Annotated in this window: 10 protein-coding genes; 6 read left to right on the forward strand and 4 right to left on the reverse strand. The window is 60.9% G+C overall.

Annotation, left to right across the window (positions count from 1 at the left end; all coding sequences use genetic code 11):
* Positions 1-83: 83 nt before the first annotated feature.
* Positions 84-3,455, reverse strand: a complete 3,372-nt coding sequence (locus tag AC6H1L_RS20005) for a S41 family peptidase (protein WP_497599214.1) — start codon at positions 3,453-3,455, stop codon at positions 84-86.
* A 465-nt stretch (positions 3,456-3,920) separates the two neighbouring features.
* On the opposite strand from AC6H1L_RS20005, the gene AC6H1L_RS20010 reads away from it, so the two are divergent.
* From AC6H1L_RS20010 to AC6H1L_RS20025, 4 genes are all read left to right on the forward strand, one after another.
* The gene (locus AC6H1L_RS20010) at positions 3,921-4,640 is read left to right on the forward strand and encodes an FKBP-type peptidyl-prolyl cis-trans isomerase (RefSeq protein ID WP_497599215.1); all 720 of its coding nucleotides are present in this window, start codon (positions 3,921-3,923) and stop codon (positions 4,638-4,640) included.
* Positions 4,641-4,846: 206 nt separating this feature from the next.
* Positions 4,847-5,458 carry an orotate phosphoribosyltransferase gene (pyrE, locus tag AC6H1L_RS20015; protein ID WP_497599216.1) on the forward strand — a complete coding sequence of 204 codons (612 nt, stop codon included), beginning with the start codon at positions 4,847-4,849 and terminating at the stop codon, positions 5,456-5,458.
* 5 nt (positions 5,459-5,463) lie between these two features.
* Positions 5,464-6,327, forward strand: coding sequence for an orotidine-5'-phosphate decarboxylase (gene pyrF, locus AC6H1L_RS20020; protein WP_497601576.1), 864 nt, complete (start codon positions 5,464-5,466; stop codon positions 6,325-6,327).
* Positions 6,328-7,266 (forward strand): dihydroorotate dehydrogenase, encoded by a 939-nt coding sequence (locus tag AC6H1L_RS20025; RefSeq protein ID WP_497599217.1) that lies wholly within the window; start codon positions 6,328-6,330, stop codon positions 7,264-7,266.
* An 18-nt stretch (positions 7,267-7,284) separates the two neighbouring features.
* Here the strand turns inward: AC6H1L_RS20025 and AC6H1L_RS20030 are convergent, their stop codons facing one another.
* Positions 7,285-8,511 (reverse strand): acetate/propionate family kinase, encoded by a 1,227-nt coding sequence (locus AC6H1L_RS20030; protein WP_497599218.1) that lies wholly within the window; start codon positions 8,509-8,511, stop codon positions 7,285-7,287.
* Between the two features lie 412 nt (positions 8,512-8,923).
* Here AC6H1L_RS20030 and AC6H1L_RS20035 point away from each other — a divergent pair, with 412 nt between their 5' ends.
* Positions 8,924-9,805: a DUF6081 family protein gene (locus AC6H1L_RS20035; RefSeq protein WP_497599219.1), complete on the forward strand. Its 882-nt coding sequence runs from the start codon at positions 8,924-8,926 to the stop codon at positions 9,803-9,805.
* Between the two features lie 177 nt (positions 9,806-9,982).
* Here AC6H1L_RS20035 and AC6H1L_RS20040 read toward each other — a convergent pair whose 3' ends face one another.
* Positions 9,983-10,540: a hypothetical protein gene (locus tag AC6H1L_RS20040; RefSeq protein WP_497599220.1), complete on the reverse strand. Its 558-nt coding sequence runs from the start codon at positions 10,538-10,540 to the stop codon at positions 9,983-9,985.
* A 365-nt stretch (positions 10,541-10,905) separates the two neighbouring features.
* Positions 10,906-12,186, reverse strand: a complete 1,281-nt coding sequence (locus AC6H1L_RS20045) for a cysteine desulfurase-like protein (RefSeq protein WP_497599221.1) — start codon at positions 12,184-12,186, stop codon at positions 10,906-10,908.
* 152 nt (positions 12,187-12,338) lie between these two features.
* On the opposite strand from AC6H1L_RS20045, the gene nth reads away from it, so the two are divergent.
* On the forward strand, positions 12,339-13,076 hold the full coding sequence (gene nth, locus AC6H1L_RS20050; protein ID WP_497599222.1) for an endonuclease III: 738 nt from the start codon (positions 12,339-12,341) through the stop codon (positions 13,074-13,076).
* Positions 13,077-13,083: the final 7 nt, after the last annotated feature.

A 13,083-nucleotide genomic window follows, 5' to 3' on the forward strand; every position in this document is an offset into this window, starting at 1 on the left:
GCCCTGCTGAAGGCAAACCGGAGGGAGCGGCAGGCCTGGCCCCTGCACTGCCTGCTACTGCCGTTTTTCAGCGGTGGCCTCACTCATTGAGTGGCCGCTGCGCTATCGCTATCGCCGGTGGGCTGTTCAGAGGCGCTGTCAGAAGCGGATTCTGTCCTTGGGGAAGCGGCCAGCAAGCGTGGCCGAGAACGGCGCGGGCGCTCGCCTGGCTTTGGCTCCAGCACAGGATAGCTCTCCAGTAAGCGCAGCGCCTCAGCGACGGCGCGCTCTAGCTGCGGATCGCGCTCGTGAGCATAGTCCTGGGGGGCAATATCCACCTCAATATCGGGATCAGTGCCGTAATTCTCAACATTCCACCCGACATCTTTAAACCAGAAAGCAAACTCCGGCTGCGTCGTGCGCGTTCCATCGACCAGGCGATGGCGGGGACTAATACCGACCACCCCGCCCCAGGTGCGCTTACCGATCAAAGGTCCCAGGCCCATCAACTTAAAGCAATGGCTGAAGATATCGCCATCCGAGCCAGCTTGCTCATTGGTCAAAGCGACCATTGGGCCACGCGGCGACTCCGGAGGATAAGGGACAGGCTGCCCCCAGCGTGGAAAATCGTAGCCAAGGCGGCGGCGCGCCAGCTTCTCCAGTAGCAGCGGCGAGACATGGCCACCTCCATTCCAGCGCACATCGATGAGCAGCGCCGGACGGTCATACTCGCTGAGATAGCTGCGGTGAAACTCAGCGTAGCCCTCGGCACCCATATCGGGGATATGAATGTAGCCGACCTTGCCCTCGGAAAGCTGATGCACGAGTCGGCGATTGCGCTCAACCCAGTCGCGATAGCGCGCTGGACGCTCGCTAGCCAGGGCCTTGACTGTGATCGTGCGCACCTCACCGCTGGCCGCGCTCTCGATCAAAAGCTGCACCTCATTATTGGCCTGGTTGACCAGCAACTCTTCAGGACTCCGCTGGGGACCCACACGCTGGCCGTTAATTGCCAGCACAGCATCACCCTCAGCCACATTCAGCCCGGGAGCTGTCAGCGGCGACGTAGCGCGGCTGTCGGACGGATCGCCACGCACAATGCGAGCAATGCGATAACGCTCGTGCTCAGCATCATAGAGCCAGTCGACCCCCAGAAAGCCCTGACGGTACTGAGGGCCGTGGCGATACTCGCCGCCCATCTCATAGGCGTGAGACGTTCCCAGCTCACCCTGCAGCTCCCACAACAAATCGGACAGCTCCGAGCGCGAAGCAACGCGCTCTAGCAGCGGCGCATACTGCGCATGGACCGCCTCCCAATCGATGCCGGACATATCCTCATCCCAGAACTGTTCACGCTGCAAACGCCAGGCCTCGTCGAACATCTGGCGCCACTCAGCAGCCGGCTGCACCGACACTTTCACACGGCTCAGGTCCAGCCAGCCCGTCTCACGGCTTGCCCGCTCGCCATTCTCCCCTTTGGGGGCCTTCTCACCAGCCTTAATCACACGCAAGCGATGGCCGGAACGATAGATCAACATGCGTCCATCGCGAGCCACCTCAAAATCATCGACTCCATCCACCAGCCACTCGTACTTATGATTCTCCAGGTCGTAGCACTCGATGTGACCGCGCACCGGCGGCGCCTGACTCTCGATTTGACTATGCAAAGCCCCCTCCACGGGAAAGCATAAAAATAGCGCTTTGCCTTTGATCCCTCGCACCTTGCGATAGCGTCCTTCCGGAACAGGAAACGGCAGCACGCGCTCCGTGATGCCTTCCAGATCAATGGTCATAGGAGCGGGCCGGCGCTGGCTCTCCTCGCCGCTCTCCTCTTCGCCTTCCTCCTTGCGCTCTCCCTTCGACGAGGCCTCGGCTCCGACAGGACTGGGCTGCTTCTCCTCCTTCTCGCGTCCGTTGGGCAGGGGAGCCCGGGGCTCCGCTACAAACGGCGAGCGCTGATCACGGCGCAGCATAATCGCATAAGGTTTCACACCGCGTGGAAAATTTAAATCGAACTGGAGAGCATCATAGACCGGATTAAAAACACGGTACCCTAAGAAATAAAGAAACTTCCCTTCAGGATCAAATGAGGGAGCCACATCGCGCAGGACCGGACGGGTAGCGAAAGCCAGCTCGCCACTCTCCAGGTTACAGAGCTTGATCGCCGTCTGTTGGGCACTGGAAGGAAAACTGTAGGCCAGCCAGCGCCCATCGGGCGACCAGGCCACATGCTCAATCTGACCAAAGGCACTGCGGTCTATCAGGCGGACACGGCTCTCCTCTAAATCGATCACCAGCAACTCATTGCGATGGTTGGAGATCGCCACCACATCGGCTACTGGCGAAACCTCCAGGGTCAGTGCGCGCCCAAACTCAATTTCGGGAAAGAGGCGCGGCTCAGCGGTGCTCTCCGGCTCAAAGACCGCCAGAGTCTCGCGTCCAATGGCATCGCAGACAGCTACCAGGCGGCGCCCATCATTGAGCCATTCCAGGAAACGGTAGCGCACGCCATCAGGCTCACCGTACTGAATTACAGGCCCTTCCCAGTTGCCAAAAGAGAACGCTTTCCCTCGCGTCGTCAGGGCCACCATATGCCCTTGAGGATGAAGGGCGTAGGTATCGAGATAGTGAGCGGCCGACACAAACTTGCGATTGCGCTGCGTGCGCTGGCTGGGGAGCAGGACCTCCAGGCGTCGCGTCCGGTTGCTGACAGGATCGAATAGATAGAGATCAGCCCCAGCATGATATACCAGGCGCTCACCGTCACTAGAAAGATTGCGCGCGTAAAAATCCTCATGGTGGGTGTGACGGCGCAAGTCCTCTCCCTCTGGCGTGCATGAATAAACATTTCCAATACCTTCGTGATCGGATAGAAAATAAATGCGTGATCCGACCCAACAGGGAGAGCTGATATTGCCGTCGATGCGCAGGAGGCGTTCGAAATGGCCGCTGCCATCACGGTCGCACCACAAATGGCCGACGGTGCCGCCGCGATAGCGCTTCCAGTAGGCAGCTTCACGGATGTTGCGACCGAGAACGATGCCACCGTGAGGGCCGAAGGAAATCTCGTTAGCGGCGCCGTAGGGAAGCTGACGGGGAAGGCCGCCAGAGGGACTGACCGCGTAGATCACCTCGTAGTGCGGGCTCATCTGGCCGGCGCTGCTCGCATAGAGAATGGCGTCGCCCGTCGGAGTCCACCCCAGAACCTTGCAGGAAGAGGCTTGATAAGTCAGACGACGCGCAGGGCCGCCGGCTGCGGGCATTAGAAAAACCTCGCTTGGCCCTTCCTCATGCCCAACAAAAGCAAGCTGCGCGCCATCGGGAGAAAAATGGGGATGACTGATGGCGCCCACTCCCGCCGTCAAACGCTCGGCCCGTCCTCCCTCGCTAGAAACGAGCCATAGATCATCTTCAGCCACAAAGACAATCTGATCACGGTAGATCGTAGGAAAGCGTACATATCCCTGGGAAGGCATAATATCTCCTTTAATCGGATCAGGAATCGAAAGCTGCTGAATCCCCGGATAGCAGGAAAATGACGTCTAGCTCCTTGGCCATATTATATGAGATGAACTATGCTGCTGTGTAGTAGTAGAGTGACTCTAGTGAAGCTGCTAGGAGCATTCTAGCATAGATTGTTTCAATTGTCGAGTTTTAGCTGAGAGGCAAAGCAAGCGACCAGAAAGATAAAGGTGGCGGTGCGCTGGGGCTGGAAGGCGGGAACTGCTCTGGAGCGGATGGCGGTGGCTGGTAAGCAAGCGATCACGGCCTGGGCCGGCGCGCGAGAGCGGCAGGCAGAAAAGCTGAGCTGGCTTACGTTGGCTTACTCTTGTCAGAGCGCAAGAAACATGCTAATCTCAGCGTAACAATGCACCACCATCACCACCGGGGCAGGCACCATCACAGGCACCATCATAGCACATATCCACAGAGGAGAGTGTATGACGCAGACTGCACAGGGGAAAAAAGGAGGTTCGCAGCGACAGCGCCGTCCGGGGCAGCGCCAGCAAGAGCGTATCAGAAGGCAGATACGGCGTCGGAGGCGTCGACAACTGATCATGGCCAGCACAGTTACTCTCCTGATCATTATCCTGGCCGTGCTAGGTTTCTGGCAGTATCAGCGTGTCAATGCTCAGCAAGCCGCCTCGCGGGAGGCCACGGCGACCGCCGTCAGTAAGGCCCATGCCAATGCCACTGCGACGGCGCTGGCACGCAATTGCTTTATCGATAGCAGTGCCTCCAACCAGGTGCCCTCTATCTACAGCGCCACAGCTACGCCAACGGCAGGGCCGGCCACAGCGCCGGCAGTCAATGCGACGCCTGTGGTCAAGAGCGATGGACTCAAGTATTTTGACATCCGCACGGGCAGCGGTACAGCAGCTAAGAACGGCAGCACCGTAGAGGTGGAGTACGTAGGCTGGTTGGCCAACACCTGCAAGAAGTTCGATAGCTCTTATGATCGCAATGGCCAGCCATTCTCGTTCACCCTGGGCAAAGGGCAGGTCATCAAAGGGTGGGATGAGGGCCTGCTAGGTGTGAAGCCGGGGACAATTCGCCGTCTTTACATTCCGGCTAAGCTTGGCTATGGCAACCAGGCGCAAGGCTCGATCCCAGCGAATTCCGATCTCATCTTTGATGTCATTGTGCTGAGCGTCAAGTAAGCAGGCTGGTTCCCCACGTGAACCAGCCTGCTCGTCTCGTTTGAGCGGTCAAGTCGGACGCTAGCGGCTCTCTGCGACAGATCGCAGCCGGGCCGCAGTGGGCGTAAGGACGCTGCTTGCTCCTTCTGTAATCTGTTGATCTTGATCTGCGCGGGGCTACTCAGCGCAATTGTTTGTGATGATCCGTACCATAATGGTGTGGTTTGATGATGATGGAAGAAACAGAGCTGCTAGCGCTCTTTGAGCGTCTAGGGGTTGTCTCGAAAGGGCATTTTCTCCTGACCTCGGGGCGGCACAGTGATGAATACTGGGAAAAGTTCCGTCTGCTGGAATGGCCGCGGGTAACAGAGCGACTCTGCGAAGAGATCGCGGCGCGTTATCGGTCAGAGGGAGTTGAGGCGGTTGCTGGTCCCACGACCGGCGGGGCGCTGCTGGCGCAGGAAGTGGCGCGCCAGCTTGGGACGCGCTGCCTGGTGGTGGAACCGGCTGCCGCTGGGGGGCGTGAGCTCCGTCGCGGCTTTACGCTGCGGCAAGGTGAGCGCGTCCTTGTGGTCGACGATGTTTTGACGACGGGGCTATCGCTGCAGGAGACGCTACGAGCGCTGCTGGCCTATGGGCCAACAATCGTGGGCATAGCGGTGCTGCTGGACCGCAGTGGCGGCCTGGCGGTCAGACAGTTGCCTGTCCCTTGCCAGGCCTTGCTGACAGTGACAGCCCAAACCTATGAGCCTGGCGCCTGTCCGCTCTGTGCCCAGGGGGTGCCGCTCACCAAGCCTGGCAGCCGTGGCCTGAGCACTCCTGAAGGGAGGCCATCGTGATGGGGCTGAGCTTCCTGGAGAAGTGGCAGCGGGCCAGTCACGAACGTCGGAGCCTGCTCTGCATTGGACTTGATCCTGAGCTAGAGCGCCTCCCGGAACCGCTACAGGGTGGCGGCCTGGAGGCGCTGAAGCGCTTTTGTCGCGACATTGTGGCGGCGACCTTGCCTTATGCCTGTGCCTATAAGCCGAACCTGGCTTTTTTTGAGGCGCTCGGACCCCAGGGGTGGGCGCTCCTGCGCGAGGTGCTGGCTGCTATTCCCCCCGAGGTGCCAGTGATCGCCGATGCTAAGCGCGGCGATATAGGACATACTGCCCGCGCCTATGCCAGGGCCATCTTTGAGCAGCTTGGCTGCGACGCCGTGACAGTACAGCCCTATCTCGGGTACGATGGCGTTCAGCCCTTTCTCGCCTATCGCGAGAAAGTGGCCTTCGTGCTCTGCCGTACTTCCAATCCGGGGGCTGGCGATTTTCAGGATCTCCGGGTGCGCCTCCCTGAGTCTGGGACTGAGGGGCAAGGAGCGGATGGCTCCCGGGAGATGCCGCTCTATCTGGTGGTGGCCGAGCGTGTCCGTCACTGGCAGGAGCGTCATGGCAATTGCGGGCTGGTGGCCGGGGCGACCTATCCGCGTGAACTGGCAGCTGTCAGGGAGCGCTGTCCAACGCTGCCGCTGTTGGTTCCTGGTGTCGGGGCTCAAGGGGGTGAGCTAGAGGCGGCGGTCCGGGCCGGACTGGATGCGCACGGTGGGGGCATATTGATTGCTGTCTCGCGAACTATCCTCTATGCTGACGCGGGGCGCGATTACGCAACGGCGGCGGGCGAAGCTGCAAGACGTCTGCGCGATGCCATTAATCAAGCGCGAGGGAACTGAATGCAGCTCACGGTCGAACTGGCGGCGGGACGCAAGAGCAGTCTCTTACTGCGCAATCCGGTGATGCTGGCCGCTGGAACGTGCGGCTACGGTTTCGAATATGCCAGGATTGCCGAGATCGAGCGCCTGGGGGCCATTGTCAGCAAGGGGACCACCCTGCGCCCGCGACGGGGCAATGCGCAGCCGCGCACTCGTGAGGTGCCGGCTGGCCTGCTCAACGCTATTGGCCTCCAGAACCCTGGCATCGAAACAGTGATTCGCAAGTATGCCCCAATCTGGGCCACCTGGCAGACGCCGGTGATTGTCAACATCGCCGGAGAGACAGTGGAGGAGTTTGCCGAGTTGGCGCAACGCCTGGAGGATGTGCCTGGAGTGGCAGGCATTGAGGTCAACGTCTCCTGTCCCAACATCCGCGCCGGTGGCCGCGTCTTCGGAGACAGTCCCCAGGCTGTGGCCGAAGTAACGGCGGCGGTGCGCCAGAGCACAACCCTCCCGCTGATTGTAAAGCTCTCACCGAACAGTGGTGATGCGCGTCCGACCGCCCTGGCGGCGGCTGAAGCTGGGGCCGATGCTGTCTCCTTGATCAATACCCTGACCGGCCTGGACATTGATATAGAGATGCGGCGTCCCCTGCCGGCCCACGGAACCGGCGGCCTGTCGGGGCCGGCCATCAGGCCGCTGGCTCTGCGCATGGTTTATGAGGTGGCGCGTGAGCTACGCGGGCAACAGCCGGCGGTGGCAGTGATTGGCATTGGCGGCATCACTTCGGCCTCGGATGCCCTGGCCTTCATCATGGCTGGGGCCAGGGCCGTGCAGATTGGTACGGCCAACTTTATCAATCCACGCACGGGGGTCCTGGTGCTAGAGGGCATCGAGGCTTTTATGCAGGCGCATGGCGTCCAGAATATTGCCGAGCTGGTTGGGGCTGCCCTCCCTTGAGCCAGGCCTGGCGGCCGCTTACAGCTGTAGGCGTTGCTGGAGTAAGCGCCAGCAAGCCTCGGCGATCATCCAGTCCTCTTGCGCCTGCACGACCAGTACACGCACGGCTGAATTGGGGCTGGCGATATCGGCGTCCCCTCCGGGATCAGCATTACGAGCGGGGTCGATGGCCAGCCCGAGGAAACCAAGCGTTTCGCAGGCGGCGGCGCGTACCTCGGGGGCGTGTTCGCCGATGCCGCCGGTAAAAACCAGGGCGTCGACTCCGCCCAGAACTGCCAGCATGGCGCCGATCTGGAGGCGCAGACGGTGAATGAAAGTATTGAAGGCCAGGCGGGCCCGCCGGTTGCCCTCGGCACGGGCTTGAAGGATGATCCGCATGTCGCCGGAGAGGCCCGAGATGCCCAGCAAGCCGGATTCGCGGTTGAGAATGCGGTCAAGGTCGTCTGCGCTGTAGCCAGCGTGGCGCAGCAGGTAGAGGAGCAGGCCGGGATCGATGGAGCCGGAGCGCGTGCCCATCATCAGCCCTTCCATCGGGGTGAAACCCATTGTCGTTTCGATGCTTTCGCCCCCGAGGATGGCCGCCAGGGAGCAGCCATTGCCCAGATGGCAGGTGATGAGGCGCAGGCTGGTGAGGTCGCGCCCCAGCAGTTGGGCTGCGCGACGCGCGCAGTACTGATGGCTGAGACCGTGAAAGCCGTAGCGCCGTAGTCCTTGGGCGAACCATTCGTATGGGCCTGGATAGATCTGGGCGGGAAGGGGCATGTGACTGTGAAAGGCGGTGTCGAAAACGGCGATCTGCCTCGCCTGGGGGAAGGCTTCCTCGGCGGCGGCAATGGCTTCAAGGCTGGCGCGGTTGTGCGCGGGCGCCAGTACTTGCAGGCGTTCAATGGTGGCTTTTAGCTCGGGTGTGATCAGCGCTGGCTCGCTATAGTGAGCGCCACCGTGAACGACGCGGTGCCCCACTACTCCAATCTCTTCCGCTCTCTCAATGATGCGTGTTGCTCCCTGGCTGAGATTCTGCAGGATGTGCTTGAGAATGGCTGGTCGCTCGCTGGTCTGCAGGGTCTCACGTTGCTCTTGTCCCTCAGCGCTGCGTGTGACTAGCTCTGTCTTGCCTGGCTCGTGAGACCAGTCGGCGTTTGCTTCCCATAACGGGGGCGGCGCCTCTGATGGTAATGGAGCTTGTAATTCGTATAGTCTGGTCTTTTGGCTGCTGGAACCGGCGTTGAAAACGAGAATTTTCATGCTTTGCGCTGTCCTTTCTGCGGCTCTCTCGAATGGCGGATTGCTCGCCTGGCTCATTGTTTCTTTTTCTTCTATTATCTGTTACGGAGGCTGACCGTGCACAGACACTGACGCATCACAAAACTGAGACTGCGCTCCAGCAGAGCCGGCAGTGAGCGCTAGCCTGGTTGGTGGGCCTTGCCTGGATGGGGCGCTGGTGATAGCATGAAGCAAGCAGCCGCTCTGCTGAAGGTGACCAGGGAGCAGAGCGCTTGGCGTCGTGGGAGCTGTCAGGCGCTGCCGGAAGAGGAGCTGTCGACAGCAGCATACGTCTACGCATACACGTGATATACATATACTACGCGTATCCATACCAGTTTGGCACTGCGCTGGCAAGTCGCAAGCAAGAAGGGAAGGAAGGAGGGAGGCCGCGATGGCAGATCTTCAGGAAAAGGTCAATCAAGAGCCGGTTCGACCCGCCTGGCAGCCTCAGCAGGGGGCTAAGGAGAGCGCTCGGGCATCCGGCCAGCAGGAAGAGCGCTTTGTCTATGCGGGCTATCATAGCATTATTAGCGGCACTGATCGGCACTGGGAATATGGGGGCTTCCCGCTGCCCGATGGCAGTTTCTGGCGCTACCGTGAGCCGAATGCGGTGGTCGTAGTTGAGGGCAATCGCCTGCGCGTGGCGGCGGTTCCATTGACGCGCTTCCATAACGAGGTGCAGATTCTCGATAACGCCAAAAACATGTTTTTCTCGACACGGCGCTTCACGATGCCCGAGGATGGGACCATTCTCTTCGAATGGGAGATGCGGGCCCGTGGGATCAATACGCGCCCGCATGATCTCTACGATGGCTTTGTGTCAGCCCACTTGCTCGATTTCGCCACCGGTATGGCCTTTGATTTCTTTGTCTCTAACGATACGATCGCCACAGTCTATGCGCTCCTGCCGTTCCCAGGGGTACCAGCGCCGCCCGATCCTGAGCCAGAGCGTGCCGTCAAGCCAAAGTACTTCTGCGACTTCAATGAGCTGCCGGTAGAGACGGCGCCCTGGCAGTGGCATCGCTATGGCATCAGCTACTGCAAGGCGCGCGATGAGGTGCGCTTTTTCCTGGATGGGCAGGAGGTAGGCCGCTACAGCGAGGTACCGTGCAAGGTGGACGGCTGCATTCTGGCGCTGGGCCTGATGACGGAGAAGAGCATTGAGGATGGGCGCAGCGTTTCGCTGCATGGGCAGGGCCTGATCGGTGAGTGGGGACCCTTTACGATCACAGTGCGACGCAACGGAGAGGACCTAGAGCATGCCGGTTCGTAGCGGACCGCGCCTGCTACGCAAGGGCGCCGGACCCGGGTGCAGGGCTGCACTGCCTGGCCACGAGCTGAGGAAAGATCTCAGCTTCCGTCCAGGGCCAGGCTGGGGATAACATCAACGTGGGGCCTGCTCCATCCAGGCCCCAGGGGGCAGCTCCCTCTAGGGGACAGACAGGACCCTTTAGCTGTCCGGCCCATAAACGGTCGTGTTCGGGGGCATCTCCAGATAGGAGCTGGCGAACCACATAGAGCGCGGGACGAGCTGATCGGCGAGTTGTCGCCACTGATCCAGGGCCTCCGGCAGACTTCTGGCGATGCGGAATTCTGTGGCCTCGCGCAGCGCCACTGCTAGAAAGCCCTCACGCACACCAACGGCTGTCAGAGCACGTAGCCGCCGCTCAAGACCCTGGACAGGAGGATCACCGGCCCGTCCTGCTGTGGCCAGGCTCTGTAGCTCCTCATCAAAAGTCACGTCACGAAGCTGTTGGCGGAGCTGCTCTGCGTCCTCCTGAGAAAATTCCCTTGTCCTCTTTTTGGCCGCCAGACGTCTAGCCTCTTCAGCCACGGCACGGCCTTGTAGGGCCCAGCCAAGAGAAGCCCACAGGCCGCCTAGCCTGGCAGCGATCTCCGGGTTGCGTGGCAGGGGGAAGGCCGTGGCAACCCACTGCTGGATGAGCTGCAGGTAGGCTGAGATACCGTACAGATCGTCTGGACCGTAGATCCATTTCTGCTGATCCATCAGACAGTAAACTCCTTACGTGCCTGGCCTCTGTACGCGCTCAATAAAAAACTTAAGCCTCTGTGGGAAAAGCCAGGTGAATCGCATGCCTGACATTCTCGACATACCTTAGTATAGATCAGCGCAGACAAAAATACAAGCGCTCACTCGGCTGGAAAGATCTCATGCTCGCTGCATAGGGGACCTGGGCGGCAAAGCGCGGCAGTGCCGGATCTCTCTTCGCCGCCAGGCCCTTAGCTCAGTCAGGTTGCCGCTGAGCTGCTCTGCGCGCTGCACAACGTTGCTGCTCACCTGGCAGGGAAGTCATGTCGGTCGGCCTTCTCCTTCCGATGCAGAGAGCGTAGAAGATCCTGATTGGGGCTAGCTCAGACCAGCTCGTCCAGGACACCTAGAACGCGCTCGATCTCGCCGGGCGTATTGTAGTGGCAGAGGCCGAGGCGCAGGGCGCCGCCACGTCCTTCAAGGCCGAGACGCTCCATCAGGCCGAGGGCGTAGTAGTTGCCGTCCCAGGCGAAGATACCCCGCTCGCCCAGGGCGGCAGCCAGCTCGCGCGGGTGGTGTCCGTCGATAGTGCAGGCCACGGTCGGGACGCGCTGCGCCAGCTCCCCGGGGGTGGTCCCGCCGAGACCGTAGAGATGCAGGCCCCGAATTTCGCGCAGGCCCCGCAGCAACTGGGCCGAAAGCTGGCGCTCGTAGTCGCTGATCGCGTGCATCGCTACCTTCAGTGTGCGCCGCCGTCCGGTGTAGGGCTGCAGGGCGGGATCATCGGCATAGCGGGCGGCCTGCTCTTCTCCGAGCAGCGTCAGATAGTCGATGGCCCCCAGCAAACCGGCCAAGCCCTCATGATTCTGGGTACCGGTCTCCCAGCGGTCGGGAACGGCGTTGCTGGCCGGGCGTACCTTGTAGGCTGGGAAGCGCTCTAGATGTTCGCGCTTGCCGTAGAGAATGCCCAGGTGCGGACCGAAGAATTTATAGGCTGAGCAGACCAGAAAATCGACATCGAGAGCCTGGACATCGATCGGCCCGTGCGGTGCATATTGCACGGCGTCGATCCACACCAGGGCGCCGACGGCATGGGCCAGCTCCGTAATGCGCCGCACATCGTTGATGGTGCCAACGGCGTTGGAGGCATAGCCCACGGCTACCAGGCGCGTGCGCCCGTTGAGCTTGGCCTGCAGATCCTCCATATTGAGCGTGACATTCTCTGGATGAATATCGACGGTGCGCACGACCACGCCGCGCTCCTGCAGGGCCAGCCAGGGGGCGACGTTGGCATCGTGGTCAAGAACAGTCACAATGATTTCATCGCCGGGCTGCAGTGTCTTGCCGATGGCGCGGCTGAAAGCAAAGGTCAGCGTGGTCATGTTGGGACCGAAGACGATCTCTGCCGGACTGGCGGCGTTAAGGAAGTCGGCCATCGCCTGGCGCGCGGCGGCGATGATTTCGTCGGTGAGCCGGCTCGTGAGAAAGGCCCCGTGGGCGTTAGCGTTGGCTTCGCGCAGGTAGCGCGTCATGGCCTCGATGACCTGCTGGGCGACTTGGGTGCCACCGGGATTATCCCAGTAGATAACGGGCTGCCCGTTCTGCTCTCGCTGCAAGGCTGGGAAATAGCGACGGTAGGCGCTCAGGTCGAGAGGCGCTGTCATGTGGTGATCCTCCTTGGTAATGTCCCCGTTTTCCCGTGCTTTCATGATACCATTTGGGGGCCTCGGCTGGCTGGCTCCGCCGCCGGGTGCGAACTATGCTATAATGAGCCTACCATTCAGGGGGAAGACCAGAGAGAGGTAGGGGAAGATTCGTGAGTACTGTCAGTCTGCCACCGACCTACCAGGGGCCGGCGCCCGGCTCGCCTGAGCATGTGCGCGCCGTCATCGCTGAGTTGCGGCGTCTCTATCCCGATGCAAAGTGCACTTTGAATTTTGAGAATCCGCTCCAGTTGCTGATTGCGGTCCAGCTCTCGGCTCAGTGTACTGATGAGCGTGTCAATGAAGTGACGGCCCAGCTCTTCCGCAAGTATCGGACGGTTGAGGATTTCGCAAATGCCGATCCCGAGGAGCTGGAGCAGGATATTAAGCCGACGGGCTTCTACCGCAATAAGGCGCGCAATCTGCGGCTGACCTGCCAACGGCTGATCACTGACTACGGGGGCGAGGTGCCGCGTAGTATGGAGGCACTGCTGACGCTGCCGGGCGTGGCGCGCAAGACGGCGAATGTCGTTCTGGGGAATGCCTTTGGCATCGTCGAGGGCTTCGTAGTCGATACGCACGTGAAGCGCCTGGCGCGCCGCCTGGGCTGGACGCAGAGCGAGGACCCCGAGCAGATTGAGCGCGATTTGATGCGCATTGTGCCGCGTGAGGATTGGCTGGATCTGTCGCATCTCTTGATCTTCCACGGGCGGGCGCTCTGCCGCGCTCGTGATCCGCGCTGCGAAGAGTGTCCCTTGGTGCCGCTCTGTCCTTCGGCCTTCCAGGCTAATGGTGAGACAACAGCCGCTAAGAAGCGCTCGCGCCGCACCGCCGCTCGTCAGCCCTCGTGAGAGGCCG

The organism is Thermogemmatispora argillosa (genome assembly GCF_059696725.1).